This window comes from Thauera linaloolentis 47Lol = DSM 12138 (assembly GCF_000310205.1).
In the GTDB taxonomy this organism is placed as follows: domain Bacteria; phylum Pseudomonadota; class Gammaproteobacteria; order Burkholderiales; family Rhodocyclaceae; genus Thauera; species Thauera linaloolentis.
This window is the reverse complement of record NZ_AMXE01000095.1, coordinates 1-12,763: the sequence shown is the minus strand read 5'-3', so window position 1 is coordinate 12,763 and position 12,763 is coordinate 1. Positions and strand designations below refer to the sequence as shown.

The following is a 12,763-nucleotide window of genomic DNA, read 5'->3' as shown; positions in this document are numbered from 1 at the left end:
TGGCCGCGCGCGGCTGCGGCAGCGTCGCCGAAGCCGCAGCGCTGGCCGCCGCCGGGCAGGGCGCGCGCCTGCTTGCCATCCGCCACATTTCGCCCGATCGCAGCGCGACCTGCGCGATCGCACAAGGAGAATCCCGATGACCGTTCATTTCATCGGCGCCGGCCCCGGCGCCGCCGACCTGCTCACGCTGCGCGGGCGCGACCTGATCGCCGCCTGCCCGGTCTGCCTCTACGCCGGTTCGCTGGTGCCCGAGGCGGTGCTGGCGCACTGCCCGCCGGGCGCGCGCATCGTCAATACCGCAGCGATGTCGCTGGACGACATCGCCGCCGAATTCCAGGCCGCGCATGCGCGCGGGCAGGACGTGGCGCGGCTGCATTCCGGCGATCTGTCGGTGTGGTCGGCAATGGGCGAACAACTGCGCCGCCTGCGCGAGCTGGGCATTCCCTGCACCGTCACCCCGGGCGTGCCGTCTTTTGCCGCCGCGGCGGCGGCACTGGGGGCAGAGCTGACGCTGCCGGGTGTGGCCCAGTCGGTGGTGCTGACCCGCACCTCGGGGCGGGCCAGCGCGATGCCGGCAACCGAGACCCTGGCGAATTTCGCTGCCACCGGCGCGACGCTGGCGATCCACCTGTCCATCCACAAGCTGGCCGACGTCGCAGCCGAACTGCAGGCGCACTACGGTGCGGGCTGCCCGGTGGCGGTGGTGTGGCGCGCGAGCTGGCCGGACGAGCGCATCGTGCGCGCGACGCTGGCCACTATCGCCGCGGCGGTGGACGGCGGCATGGAGCGCACCGCGCTGATCCTGGTCGGCCCGGCGCTGGCCGCCGAAGGCTTCGACGAGAGCCGGTTGTATGCGCCCGATTACGAGCGCCGCTTCCGGCCACAGTCGGCAAGCGGCAGCGGCACCGTGGCGGCGAGCATCGACGGCGTCGATACGGCGCGGAGCTGAGAGGCCGGCATGGCGGACACGCTCGAACTCCATCTCGTCGGCATCGGCACTGGCAATCCAGAACACCTGACCCTGGCAGCGGTCCGCGCGCTCGATGCGGCGGACCTGATCCTGCTGCCGCGCAAGGGCGAGGACAAGGTTGAACTGCTGGACCTGCGCCGCGACATCTGCACCCGACTGCTAAACGGCCATGCCCGCATCGCCGAGTTCGACCTGCCGCTGCGCGCCGCCGACGGCGACTACCTGGCGGCGGTGGCGGACTGGCACGATGCGATCGCCGCCGAATGGCGGCGCCAGATCGATGCCCACCTGCCCGCCGGCGGCGGCAAGGTGGCGCTGCTGGTGTGGGGCGACCCCTCGCTGTACGACAGCAGCCTGCGCATCGCCACGCGGCTGGGTGCCGTCGGCGGGGCGCCGCGCGTGCATGTCGTGCCCGGCATCACCGCCGTGCAGGCGCTGACCGCGGCGCACGGCATTCCGCTCAATGACCTCGCCGCGCCGGTCGTCATCACCACCGGCCGGCGGCTGCGCGAAGGCGGCTGGCCCGCCGGGGCGGATACGGTGGTCGTCATGCTCGACAGCGGCGGCGCTTTCCAGGCGGTCGATGCGGACGGCGTGGGGATCTGGTGGGGCGCCTATCTCGGCATGCCGCAGCAGGCCCTGGTGGCCGGCGCGCTCGGCGAGGTCGCCGGCGACATCCTGCGCGAACGCGCCCGCCTGCGGCAGGCCCACGGCTGGATCATGGACGTCTATCTGATGCGGCGGGGGCCGGGGGGCTGAGGCAACCCGCCTTCATCCGCCCGGCCCGGGCTGTGCTTCGCCCAGCCGCGCATCCAGCCAGCCGCGCAGGCTGTTGATGAAGGCCCAGCCCTGCACGCGCGGAATATCCTGCACGCGCACCACGCCTTCGGCCACGCGCCCCTCGCGCAGCGCCGCAGCGCGGCCGATACCGGGCAGCAGGCCGCAGGCCAGGGGCGGCGTGACCCAGCAGCCGTCGATCAGCATGGCGATGTTGCCGAAGGTGGATTCGGTGATTTCGCCCGCTTCGTTGTAGAGCACGGTGTCGAATACACCCGAGCCCGGCGCGGGCGCGAAAGCCGTGTAGTGCCCCCGGCGCGTGGTCTTGTGACGGGTGAATTCGCCGTGCGCGTGCCCGAAGGGCCGGTCGGCCAGGGCCAACAGCACGGTCGCCGGCGCGGGCGCGAGCGCGAAGGCTTCGGTGCGCGGCACGCCCCGCGCATCCAGCAACAGGCGCACGCGCCAGGTACCCTGGTCGTGGGTGCGGGCGAGATCATCGAGGCTGGCTTCAACTCGTGATTCATTCCAGGGGTAGCCGAAGTGTTCGGCGGCAGTGCGCATGCGGGCGAGGTGTTCGTCGCGGTGGCGCAGTTTGCCGTCGTGCAGGCCCAGGGTTTCCAGCAGCTCGAATGGCGTGCTGGCGCGTTCGACGAAGGCACGCTTGGCAGCCCATTCGGCCCATTCATCCTTGGCGCTCGCGCCCCAGACGATGCCGCTGCCGATGCCGCAGCGGGCGTCGCTGCCTTTCAGTTCGACGCTGCGGATGGGCACGTTGAAGGTGGCGGCGATGCCGTGCCGTCCGTCGGGCGACACGTCGGGTCGCACCACGCCCACGGCGCCGCAGTAGATGCCGCGCGGTCCGCCTTCGAGCGCGTGGATCATGCGCATGGCCTCGACCTTGGGGGCGCCGGTGACCGAGCCGCAGGGGAACAGCGCGGCGAATACGTCGGAAAGCCGCGTACTGGCGCGGGTGCGCGCCACCACGTCCGAGGTCATCTGCCACACGGTGGGCAGGGCCTCGGTGTGGAACAGGGTGGGCACCTGGACGCTGTGCGGCTCGGCGATGCGCGAGAGGTCGTTGCGCAGCAGGTCCACGATCATGACGTTTTCGGCGCGCTCCTTGGGGCTGGTGCGCAGGTGCGTGGCCCGTGCCGCGTCTTCCTCGGGCGTGCCGCCGCGCGGGGCCGTGCCTTTCATGGGGCGTGCAAGGATGTGGCCCGCGCGCCAGTCGAAGAATAGTTCGGGCGAGACCGAAAGCACTTGCACGCCGTCCGCGTCCGCTTCGTTTCCTTGGCCGCATTCGCCGGGGGTGCAGTCCAGGTGCGCCGCATACCCGCCCGGCTGCGCCCGTTGCAGCGCGGCGAACAGGGCGCGGCCGCTGCCCGCCAGCCGCCCGCGCAATTGCGCCGTGTGGTTGAGCTGGTAGAGCACGCCTTCGGCGATGGCCTGCTGGATGCGGGTATGGGCGGCGTCGAATGCGGCGCGCCCGGGCAGGGTGTGCCAATCTACCGTGGCCTCGCCGCTTGCCGTCTTGCCATCCCAGGGCAGGGGTGCATCGTGGATGGCGAACCACGCCAGCGGCCCGTCCGCCGCATGCGTGCGCAGCGCCGGATCGAAGGCGGGCGCGGCCTCGTAGCGCACGTAGCCCAGCGCCCAGGCGCCGGCGCGGGCGGCGGCCTCGACGGCGTCGAGCACCGGACGCACTTCGTCAAGGGTATGGGCGGCCAGTACCGTGCGAGGCGGGCCGAAGGCGAGGCGCAGGCGCGGCGCGGCGCGATCGCGGGGGTCGGTAAAGTCGATGAGGCTGGTCACGGCGGGGGGTCCGGTCCGGTCCGGTTCTGGGGCAGGTCGGCATTTTGCACCTTGTACGCGCGGGTGCTATAAGGCCGCGGGTTCGATCTCCGCGTATTTCACATGATCCGTCCGCTTTCCGGCCCCGCCAGTGGTCGCGATGTTCCTTCGCGCCGCCTGCTGCTGTCCACCCAGCTCGTCTTCAACGTCGGTTTCTACGCCATCGTGCCTTTCCTGGCGTTGCACATGAGCCGGAACCTGGCGCTGGCGGGCTGGATGGTGGGGCTGGTGCTGGGGGTGCGGACCTTTTCGCAGCAAGGTATGTTCTTCATTGGCGGCTCGCTGGCCGAGCGCTACGGCTGCCGCACGCTGATCCTGTGCGGTTGCGTGGTGCGCATCGCGGGCTATCTGTGTTTTGCCGTCGCCGATTCGGCCGCCGCGATGCTGCTGGGCGCCTGCCTGACCGGCGTGGGTGGGGCGCTGTTCTCGCCGTGCCTGGAGGCACTCGCCGCGCGCATCGATGCGCAGTCGCCGGCGGACGACAGGCGGCGCAGCATCTTCGCGCAGTTCGCCGTGTACGGCGAGGTGGGCGCGGTGGCCGGGCCGCTGCTCGGCAGCCTGTTGTTCGACATCGGCTTCGCTTGGATGGCGCTGGCCAGTGCCGGCGTGTTCCTGCTGGCCTTGCTCGTGCTGTGGCGCCGCCTGCCACCGCTGAAGCCGGCCGCGCGGGTGCCTGGCGGCTGGGGCTGGAGCGAATTGTTCGCCAACCGGCCTTTCCTGTTGTTCATGCTGTTCTACAGCAGCTATCTGCTCAGCTACAACCAGATGTACCTGGGGCTGCCGGTGGAGCTGGAGCGCTCGCACGGCGGAGCACGCGACATGGCCTGGTTGTTCGCGCTGGCCTCGGTGCTGGTGGTCGCCTGCCAGATGCCGCTGGCGGCGCTGTGCAAGCGCTGGCCGCCGCGCCTGCCGCTGGTGGCGGGCTTCGCGCTGCTGGCTGCGGCCTTCGTCAACCTGGCACTGTGGACGGCCGTCGCGCCGCTGCCGGGCGCATGGCGCTTGTTGCCGGCAGTGCTGACCGTGGTGCTGCTGACGGCCGGGCAGATGTGCGCCGTGCCGGTGGCGATGGCACTGGTGCCGGCCTACGCCCGCCAGCGCCTGCTGCCGGTGCATTACGGTGCGCTGGCCTCGGCGGGTGGGCTGATGGTGCTGCTGGGCAACATGCTGCTGGGCAGGCTGTTCGCCGCGATTCCGGCGGAGCCGGAGGCCGGCGTGCTGGCATGGAGCGTGGCGGCGGTCTTTCCGGCCCTGAGCGCGCTGTACTTCGCGTTCGCGCGGCAGGGCATGCCCCGCGCGGCCTGAGGCGGTGCGCTTGCGGACGGCGGCGGAGACGTGCCGGGAACGGGTTGGTGCAATGCATCATCCGATCTGGCTATAATTACGGTTCCGGTTTCCGCAAGGAAATAATTGGGAATCCGCAAGGGCCATCACGGCCCCAAACGGAACTGCCCCCGCAACTGTAGGCGCCGAGCCTGCTCCACGATGCCACTGGGCCACCCCGGGAAGGCTGGAGCGAGGCGATGACGCGCGAGTCAGGAGACCTGCCGGTACCAATGTTGACCACAGACCGGCGGGGTGTCCGGGAAGGGCATTCCCGCACCGGTTTCCATCAGCCTTGCCCGGGATTGTGCTTTCCATGCGTGCACGCCGCCTTGCGTACGCCCAAATGGAGATCGCACCCATGGCACTGCCCAGCTTCACCGCTTCCCGTCTTGCCGTCCTGATCGCGGGGCTCGGCCTGTCCGCCGCAGCCCTGGCGGCACCGACGCAGTATCCGCTCACCGTCGACAACTGCGGCCAGCAGCTGAAGTTCGACAAGGCGCCGGAAAAGGCCGTGACCATCGGCCAGGCCGGCACCGAGACCTTCTATGCGCTCGGCCTGGGAGACAGGCTGGCCGGCACTTCGCTGTGGTTCAACAAGGTGTCGCCGGAGTACGAGGCGCAGAATGCCGGGGTCGAGCGTCTGGCCGACAATGATCCCAGCTTCGAGTCCGTGATCGGCAAGCGCCCGGGGCTGGTTGCGGTGCAGTTCGAATGGATGGTCGGCCAGCAGGGCGTGGTCGGCACCCGCGAGCAGTTCCACGAGGTGGGCATCCCCACCTACATCCTGCCGTCCGACTGCGAGGGCAAGGACAATCTGGTCGGCGCCGACGGCACGCGCCTGCAGGCCTTCGACGTCGGCAGCGTGTACAAGGGCGTGCTGCAGCTTGCGCAGATCTTCGACGTGCAGACGCGCGGCGAGGAACTGGTCGCCGGCTACAAGGCGCGGCTGGCCGCGGCACAGGACAAGGCGCGCAAGAACGGCGCCGACAAGCTGTCCGCCCTGTTCTGGTTCTCCAGCGCCGACCTCGAGATTGACCCCTACGTGGCGGGGCGCAAGGGCGTGGCCGACTTCATGCTGGCGTCGCTGGGCATGCGCAACGTGATCGAGTCGCAGGAAGAATGGCCGACCGTGGGCTGGGAGACCATTGCCAAGGCCAATCCGGACATCCTCATCATCGCCCGCATGGAGCGCCGCCGCTTTCCCGCCGACGACTACGAGAAGAAGCTCGAATTCCTCAAGTCCGACTCGGTGACCCGCAACATGGACGCGGTCAAGAATGGCCGCATCGTCATCATGGACGCAGACGCGATGCAGGCGAGCACGCGCATCTTCGCCGGTGTCGAGCAACTGGCCGAAGCCGCGGCCGGGTTCAGGCGATGAGCCGAGCCGGCCATGCCCTGGCCGTGCCCGTCGGGCACGGGCTGTGGGTGGTGCCGCTGCTGTGCCTGGCGCTGGCCGCGGGCGTGGCGATCGGCGAGACGCCGATCAGCCTGCCGGTGGTCGGCCAGGTGCTGGCGAACAAGTTGTGGGCGGCCGGCTATCCGCTCGATCCGATCGACGAAGGCATCGTCTGGAACTACCGTCTGACACGGACCATCGTCGCCGCGGCCTGCGGCGCGGGGCTGGCGATTTCCGGCCTGATCCTGCAGTCGCTGCTGCGCAATCCGCTGGCCGAGCCGTATCTGCTAGGCATCTCCGCCGGCGCCTCGACCGGCGCCGTGCTGGTGGCGCTCGCGGGCCTTGGCGCGGGCGCGCTCTCGTTGTCGATGGGGGCTTTCGCCGGCGCCATCGCCGCCTTCCTGCTGGTCGCCGCGCTGGCGCATTCGGCGCGCGGCATGGCGGGCAGCGGGCAGATCATCCTGGCAGGCATCGCCGGTTCGCAGTTGTTCAACGCGCTCACCGCCTTCCTTATCACCAAGTCGGCCAGCGCCGAGCAGGCGCGCGGCATCATGTTCTGGCTGCTGGGCAATCTCAGCGGCGTGCGCTGGCATTCGGTCATGCTCGCGGTGCCGGTGGTGCTGGTCGGGCTGGCGGTCTGCCTGTGGCATCGACGGGCGCTGGACGCCTTCACCTTTGGCGCCGATTCGGCTGCCAGCCTCGGCATTCCGGTACGGCGCGTGCGTTTCGTGCTCATCGGCTGCGCGGCCCTGGTGACCGCGGTGATGGTGTCGATGGTCGGCTCCATCGGTTTCGTCGGCCTGGTGATCCCGCATGCGGTGCGCCTGCTGGTGGGCGTGCGCCATGCCCGGCTGGTGCCGCTCAGCGCGCTGGCGGGGGCTTTGTTCCTGATTGCCGCCGACGTGCTGTCGCGCACGCTGATCAAGGGCCAGGTGCTGCCGATCGGCGTCATCACCGCGCTGGTCGGCGCGCCGGTGTTCGCGCTCATCCTGATCCGCGGAGGGCGCCGCTGATGGATATGTCCATGGCAGACCCGGTACTGGCCTGCGAGGGCCTGAGCTACGCGGTGGGGCAAACCTGGCTGCTGCGAGAGGTAAGCCTGGCCGTGCGCGCCGGCGAGAACCTCGGCATCGTCGGCCCCAACGGTTCGGGCAAGTCCACCTTGCTCAAGCTGCTGTCCGGCGTCCACACGCCGGCCGCCGGTGAGGTGCGGCTGCTCGGCCAGCCGCTGGCGAAGATGCGCCGGCGGCAGGTTGCGCAATTGCTTGCGGTAGTCGAGCAACAGGCCGAGACGGGAGATGCGATCAGCGTGCGCGACGCGGTCGAATTGGGGCGCACGCCCTGGCTGTCCGCGCTGGCGCCGTGGGGCGAGGAGGACGAGCGCATCGTCCGCCAGGCGCTGCGCGACGTCGCCGTCGAGCACCTGCAGGCGCGCATCTGGCACAGCTTGTCCGGCGGTGAGCGCCAGCGCGTGCATATCGCCCGCGCCCTGGCGCAGCGGCCGACCGTGCTGGTGCTGGACGAGCCGACGAACCATCTCGACATCCGCCACCAGCTGTCGCTGCTCAAGCTGGTGCATACCCTGCCAGTGACCACCGTCGCCGCCTTGCACGACCTCAACCAGGCCCTCGGCTGCGACCGCCTCGCAGTGATGGAGCAGGGGAGGATGGTCGCGCTCGGCGCGCCATGCGAGGTGCTCACGCCCGAGCGCCTGCGCACCACGTTCGGCGTGCATGGCCACTGGCTGACGGACCCGGCCGACGGCGCGCGCATTCTGCGCCTGCGCCAGCTTCCGTCCCATGAATCGATAGAAGGAAATTCCCCGCATGTTCAATAGACCGTTCTGCATCCTTGCCTTGTCGGCGCTGCTCGCCACCCCGGCCATGGCCGAGGTTCATGAAGTCAGGATGCTCAATCGTGGCGCCGCCGGTGCCATGATCTACGAGCCCGATTTCCTGCGCGTCGCACCCGGCGACACGGTGAAATTCATCGCCACCCACCGTACCCACAACGCCGCCTCGCTGCCGGGGCTGCTGCCGGAAGGCGCCAAACCCTTCAAGGGCAAGATCGATGAGGAGATCGAAGTCGGCTTCGACGTTCCCGGCTATTACGGCGTGCAGTGCATTCCGCACATCGGCATGGGGATGGTGATGCTGATCCAGGTCGGCGAACCCGCATCCCCGCTGCCGGTCCTGCCGGAAACCCTGCCGCAGCGGGCTGCCGAGCGGTTCGGCGAAATCATTGCCCGGGAGTCGCTGGCGAAGTGAGCATCGCGAAGGGAAAGAAATGAAAAACACGAATACGCCATTGATGCCGTACGCGCTGGCCGCCGCGCTGGCGGTTTCACTTACTGCCCATGCGGGCACCCAGGACGAAGCCAAGGGCTTTGTCGAAGGTGCCAGCCTGAAGATGCAGAATCGTCTGCTGTACGAGCGGCTCAATTACCAACATGGTGACACCACGCGCGTGGTGAAGGGGCCGCGCTCGGACAAGGCCGAAGAAATCGGTTACGGCCTGATGCTCAATTTCGAATCGGGCTACACACAGGGCACGGTCGGTTTCGGCGTCGATGCGCATGCCTACGGCGGGCTGAATCTCGGTTCCGACCCGGATACCGTGCGCAGCAACCCGCGCTATCTTGCGCGCGACGACGACGGTCTGAAGGATGCCTTCGGCCGCGCCGGCGCGGTGGTGAAGCTGCGGGTTTCCTCCACCGAGCTGAAGTACGGCGAGATGCGCACCAAGAATCCGATCTTCCATTCGTCGGATACCCGCCTGCTGCCCGAAACCAACCGTGGCTGGCTGCTGGCCAGCAACGAAATCAAGAACCTGTCGCTGCTGGCCGGCCGTTTCACCCAGTGGGCCGACCGCAACGCGCGCAAGAACGGCGGCGAACTTCTGGCCAACTACTCGGGCGTCAACGGCAACGCCTTCAGCTTTGCGGGCGGCAACTGGACGACGCCGGTCGCGGGCTTGAGCCTGTCCGGCTACTACGGCCGCTACGAGGACGTGTGGAACACCGCCTACCTGGGCGGCTTCTACAAGCTGGCGCTGGCCGACAAGCAGTCGCTGTCGTTCAGCCTGAACCTGTACCGCAACACCGACACCGGCAAGGCCAAGGCCGGCGAGGTGGACAACACCACCTGGAGCCTGATGGGCGCTTACGCCTTCGGCGCTCACAAGCTGGGAGTGGGATATCAGAAGGTGGATGGCGATACGCCGTTCGACTACGTCAACCGGGGCTCTATCTGGCTGGAAAACGCCATGCAGATCTCCGACTTCAATGCGCCGAACGAAGCATCGTGGCAGTTGAAGTACGACGTCGATCTCGGCCAGATGGTCACGCCGGGCCTAACGGCAGGCGTGGCCTACACGCGCGGCTCCGACATCGACTACCGCCGCATGAACAGCGTCTACACCAACTTCCTTGGCGCGCCGGGCTCGGGTGGCAAGCACTGGGAACGCGACATGATCGTTCGTTATACGGTGCAGGAAGGCAAGGCCAAGGGCCTGGCCCTGCAACTGCGCTACGGCGTCCATCGCGCCAACAGGGCGCAGGGCGAACTGAGCGTGGATCAGATCCGCCTGGTGGCGGAAATGCCGCTGAGCATTTTCTGATCGGTGACGCAGCCGGCCCGGCGATGGGCCGGCTCACCCCACGCGCCTGCATGCTGTTTTCTAGCGCATGCGACCGTCGGACAGCTTGCCCCGCAACTGCCCAAGGCGTTCGGCGAACCAGCCGATGCGCTCGGTGTGGCGGACGTCGAATGCCGGGACGTAAGGCTTGATGTCCAGCACCGGCGTGCCATCGACCATGTCGTTACCTTCGAACGACAGCCGTGCACCATCGATCCCTGCCAGCCGCACGATCGACAGGCCGATCCGGTTCGGGCGGCTCGGCGCCCGCGTCGCGAACACGCCATGGCCGGTGTCATCGAGGAAGGGCACCACTTCCAGTGGTTCGTCCGTCCCAAGATGGAGGCGGGTGAGCAGTTTGCTACGGGGGCGGTCTTCGTTCGCCATTGTCGGCCATCCGTGTGCCAGAAAGGTCGATCACCGACACCTGGCCCAGATCATGCACGGGCGTATGCCCCCATTGGGTATCGGTGTCGAAATGCAGTTCCAGCATGCTGGGCAGGGCGGCATCGATCACGAGCAGGCGGACAGGATGGCCGAAGCCTGCTTGCGCTGTACCGAGCGCATGCAATATCTGTCGAAGGCTGTCGTTGCGCAATTCGTCGGCGATCATCAGCGTGGGCCGGCGGGGCCTGAAGTGTGCCAGCCGGGCCATCGCCGCGGGATGTTCCAGCACATAGCCGCAATCCCAGGGCTGGCGTGGATGCCGCTTTCGCCACCACCACAGTTCGTGCCATTTCACCGCCAGCTTGAGACACATGCCCTTCAGCCTCGAATCGGCGGACAGCGCGGCGAGTTCATCGTTGCGGTCGAGACGAAGCGCAAAGGTTTCGGCCAGTTGTGATCTGGCTCCGCTGTTTCCTCCCACCATGACGGCCAGACTGAAGCGCTCCGGCACATCGGGCAACTGCCGAGGACGCCAGAACGGCGACCGTCCATCCCCCGCGCCGGCCCGGCACCAGGATTCGAGGGCGGCCCAAGCATGCTGCTGCACCGCATCCAGCGGCCCGGCCCGTTTCGAACCCGGTTCGGTTGCGGGAGGCGATCTCATCACTTCGCCGTCGTAGCGGGCGATCAAGCTGGAGCCGATGCGCATCCCCGCCGAAAGGCATGGCACGAAAAGGATCAATGCGAAGACCGCTACATCCCGGACGGGGGAGGGCAGCATGGGCTCGCCGATTGCGAGCAACAAGGCTTTCAGCAATATCGCCAGCAACAAGGCAAGCGACAGCGCCACCGCAATGCTGGCAAGCCAGTTCTTGCGGCGATCGATACGACGGTATTTTTCGAGCGTTTGGGGCATGGTTCAATCGTTGGTCATGATGACCCTCTGTGTCCGCTCCGATACAAAGGATTCGTGTATTGGCAGGCAATTCGCTGAACAAGGATTCCAGAATGAAGTACGAGCACTCCTTGATCGGCGCAGCCTTGGAATATTGCCTGTTTTAATTAGAGAAATGATGAATGTATATCTTCAGGTCTCGTCTTGGCGCATCTTTCTTTCCGGCTAGACCGTCGGCTCTGACCAGACGGCGAATTCATTGCCGCCTGGCTCAGTGAAATGAAACCGGCGGCCACCCGGGAACGAAAAAATCGGCTTTATCACCTTTCCACCGGCAGCCTCGATCTTGGCAAGCGTATCCTCAAGATATTGGCTGTAGAAAACAATGAGGGCGCTGCCTTCACTCGTGCGTGCAGCCAGTTCGGAGCTGAAGAAGCCGCCGTCCAGGCCTTGGTTCGAGAATGCAGCATAGTCGGGGCCATAGTCCTCGAACGCCCATCCGAGCGCTTCTTGAAAGAAGCGCTTCGTCGCACCCAGGTCCCGTGAGGGAAACTCGACATAATTGATCTTCTCGTGTGCGGGCATGACTGCCTCCTGCAGAATGATGTATGCGTCAATGTGGCGTGCCGCCTGTGGGGGTCACTTGAGATGTTCTTGTCCAGGGCGCTGACGGCAGTCGAGAACCAGCATCATTGGCTGGTGCCAAGCAGTCTAGCCGCCTCATGCTTCACGAAGTTTGCTGCGCTGTACCAGAATGGCTGGGCGGTCTATGTCAAATTCGATTCACCTCTCGCTGGTGGCAAGCTTGGCGCCAAGACCAGCAAAGGCAGCCGCAAAGCTGTAGCGAAGCCAGCCCTGCACCGTGGGGGAGCCTATGACATGACGGCGAAATGCATGTGCTACGACGCCATAGACGCAGAAGACAGCGAACGTCATGATCATGAAGATGGCGCTTAAGAGAAGCAATTGGGCCAGTGGCTGCGTAGCGCTCGGACTGACGAACTGCGGTAGGAACGCCAGGAAGAAGATGGTTAGCTTCGGATTCAGGATGTTCAGCAGGAAAGCCTTCACGACGATGCTTGAAGTGCTGGATCGAGAAATGGAGCCATCAATCGAGAAGGCGGCCTTGTCACGCCATGTGGCATACGCAATGTAGAAGAGATAGGCAACACCTGCGTACTTGAGTAGCTGGAACGCAAGCGCACTTGTGTGCATAACAGCAGCCAAACCCAGGATAGTGGCCGCCAGGTGAGGAATGATTCCTGCTGTGCAGCCAAGACTTGCATAGATACTTGCTACTCGCCCTTGAACCAATCCTGTGGAAACGGTGTAAATCACTCCGGTTCCAGGAATCAAAACGACTATCAAGGAAGTAATGAGGAATTCGGCGCTGACCATATTGACTCCTGGTAGGGGTGGCGTAGTGGATGCTGCCAGTGACACCTAAGAAGTGACCTGCCCCCTTCAGCCGTGCCAATGTTGAGTTAGCGAGTCCAAGGGTTTGGAGATTACTGGATCTCCGGTT

General features: G+C 66.7%; 13 protein-coding genes and 1 riboswitch. Of the genes, 8 read left to right on the top strand and 5 right to left on the bottom strand.

Annotation, left to right across the window (positions count from 1 at the left end; translation table 11 throughout):
* The first annotated feature begins 136 nt into the window (after nt 1-136).
* Entirely contained in the window at nt 137-949 is an 813-nt protein-coding gene (gene cobM / locus C666_RS16785; RefSeq protein WP_004344189.1) for a precorrin-4 C(11)-methyltransferase, read from the top strand.
* Between the two features lie 9 nt (nt 950-958).
* Nucleotides 959-1,729: a precorrin-6A synthase (deacetylating) gene (gene cobF / locus C666_RS16780; protein WP_004344187.1), complete on the top strand. Its 771-nt coding sequence runs from the start codon at nt 959-961 to the stop codon at nt 1,727-1,729.
* Between the two features lie 12 nt (nt 1,730-1,741).
* Here the strand turns inward: cobF and C666_RS16775 are convergent, their stop codons facing one another.
* On the bottom strand, nt 1,742-3,559 hold the full coding sequence (locus C666_RS16775) for a chorismate-binding protein (RefSeq protein ID WP_004344185.1): 1,818 nt from the start codon (nt 3,557-3,559) through the stop codon (nt 1,742-1,744).
* Between the two features lie 102 nt (nt 3,560-3,661).
* On the opposite strand from C666_RS16775, the gene C666_RS16770 reads away from it, so the two are divergent.
* The 6 genes from C666_RS16770 (at nt 3,662) to C666_RS16745 (ending at nt 9,938) form a co-directional block, all read left to right on the top strand.
* Nucleotides 3,662-4,900 (top strand): MFS transporter, encoded by a 1,239-nt coding sequence (locus C666_RS16770; RefSeq protein ID WP_004344183.1) that lies wholly within the window; start codon nt 3,662-3,664, stop codon nt 4,898-4,900.
* Between the two features lie 68 nt (nt 4,901-4,968).
* Nucleotides 4,969-5,161, top strand: a riboswitch (cobalamin riboswitch).
* A 118-nt stretch (nt 5,162-5,279) separates the two neighbouring features.
* The gene (locus C666_RS16765) at nt 5,280-6,302 is read left to right on the top strand and encodes an ABC transporter substrate-binding protein (protein ID WP_004344180.1); all 1,023 of its coding nucleotides are present in this window, start codon (nt 5,280-5,282) and stop codon (nt 6,300-6,302) included.
* Nucleotides 6,299-7,333, top strand: a complete 1,035-nt coding sequence (locus tag C666_RS16760) for a FecCD family ABC transporter permease (protein ID WP_004344178.1) — start codon at nt 6,299-6,301, stop codon at nt 7,331-7,333. Before C666_RS16765 ends, C666_RS16760 begins: the two co-directional genes overlap by 4 nt.
* A gap of 11 nt (nt 7,334-7,344) precedes the next feature.
* Entirely contained in the window at nt 7,345-8,157 is an 813-nt protein-coding gene (locus C666_RS16755) for an ABC transporter ATP-binding protein (RefSeq protein ID WP_211206773.1), read from the top strand.
* Complete coding sequence (locus C666_RS16750) at nt 8,147-8,587, top strand: pseudoazurin (RefSeq protein ID WP_004344173.1); 441 nt, start codon at nt 8,147-8,149, stop codon at nt 8,585-8,587. The genes C666_RS16755 and C666_RS16750 overlap by 11 nt, the downstream gene beginning before the upstream one ends.
* A 19-nt stretch (nt 8,588-8,606) precedes the next feature.
* The gene (locus C666_RS16745; RefSeq protein WP_211206772.1) at nt 8,607-9,938 is read left to right on the top strand and encodes an OprD family outer membrane porin; all 1,332 of its coding nucleotides are present in this window, start codon (nt 8,607-8,609) and stop codon (nt 9,936-9,938) included.
* A 60-nt stretch (nt 9,939-9,998) separates the two neighbouring features.
* Here the strand turns inward: C666_RS16745 and C666_RS16740 are convergent, their stop codons facing one another.
* The 4 genes from C666_RS16740 to C666_RS16725 form a co-directional block, all read right to left on the bottom strand.
* Nucleotides 9,999-10,343 carry a TrmO family methyltransferase domain-containing protein gene (locus C666_RS16740; protein WP_004344167.1) on the bottom strand — a complete coding sequence of 115 codons (345 nt, stop codon included), beginning with the start codon at nt 10,341-10,343 and terminating at the stop codon, nt 9,999-10,001.
* Complete coding sequence (locus C666_RS16735; protein WP_004344165.1) at nt 10,318-11,259, bottom strand: hypothetical protein; 942 nt, start codon at nt 11,257-11,259, stop codon at nt 10,318-10,320. The genes C666_RS16740 and C666_RS16735 overlap by 26 nt, the downstream gene beginning before the upstream one ends.
* A 204-nt stretch (nt 11,260-11,463) precedes the next feature.
* A complete protein-coding gene (locus C666_RS16730) occupies nt 11,464-11,823 on the bottom strand; it encodes a VOC family protein (RefSeq protein WP_004344163.1) in 360 nt (119 codons plus the stop codon).
* Nucleotides 11,824-12,021: 198 nt separating this feature from the next.
* On the bottom strand, nt 12,022-12,636 hold the full coding sequence (locus C666_RS16725; RefSeq protein ID WP_004344161.1) for a LysE family translocator: 615 nt from the start codon (nt 12,634-12,636) through the stop codon (nt 12,022-12,024).
* Between the last annotated feature and the right edge of the window lie 127 nt (nt 12,637-12,763).

What these genes read in the sequence shown, in the direction of transcription:
- cobM (WP_004344189.1), top strand. Translation starts at nt 137, where the DNA reads ATGACCGTTCATTTCATCGGCGCCGGCCCCGGCGCCGCCGACCTGCTC.
- cobF (WP_004344187.1), top strand. Translation starts at nt 959, where the DNA reads ATGGCGGACACGCTCGAACTCCATCTCGTCGGCATCGGCACTGGCAAT.
- C666_RS16770 (WP_004344183.1), top strand. Translation starts at nt 3,662, where the DNA reads ATGATCCGTCCGCTTTCCGGCCCCGCCAGTGGTCGCGATGTTCCTTCG.
- C666_RS16765 (WP_004344180.1), top strand. Translation starts at nt 5,280, where the DNA reads ATGGCACTGCCCAGCTTCACCGCTTCCCGTCTTGCCGTCCTGATCGCG.
- C666_RS16760 (WP_004344178.1), top strand. Translation starts at nt 6,299, where the DNA reads ATGAGCCGAGCCGGCCATGCCCTGGCCGTGCCCGTCGGGCACGGGCTG.
- C666_RS16755 (WP_211206773.1), top strand. Translation starts at nt 7,345, where the DNA reads ATGGCAGACCCGGTACTGGCCTGCGAGGGCCTGAGCTACGCGGTGGGG.
- C666_RS16750 (WP_004344173.1), top strand. Translation starts at nt 8,147, where the DNA reads ATGTTCAATAGACCGTTCTGCATCCTTGCCTTGTCGGCGCTGCTCGCC.
- C666_RS16745 (WP_211206772.1), top strand. Translation starts at nt 8,607, where the DNA reads ATGAAAAACACGAATACGCCATTGATGCCGTACGCGCTGGCCGCCGCG.
- C666_RS16740 (WP_004344167.1), bottom strand. Translation starts at nt 10,343, where the DNA reads ATGGCGAACGAAGACCGCCCCCGTAGCAAACTGCTCACCCGCCTCCAT.
- C666_RS16735 (WP_004344165.1), bottom strand. Translation starts at nt 11,259, where the DNA reads ATGCCCCAAACGCTCGAAAAATACCGTCGTATCGATCGCCGCAAGAAC.
- C666_RS16730 (WP_004344163.1), bottom strand. Translation starts at nt 11,823, where the DNA reads ATGCCCGCACACGAGAAGATCAATTATGTCGAGTTTCCCTCACGGGAC.
- C666_RS16725 (WP_004344161.1), bottom strand. Translation starts at nt 12,636, where the DNA reads ATGGTCAGCGCCGAATTCCTCATTACTTCCTTGATAGTCGTTTTGATT.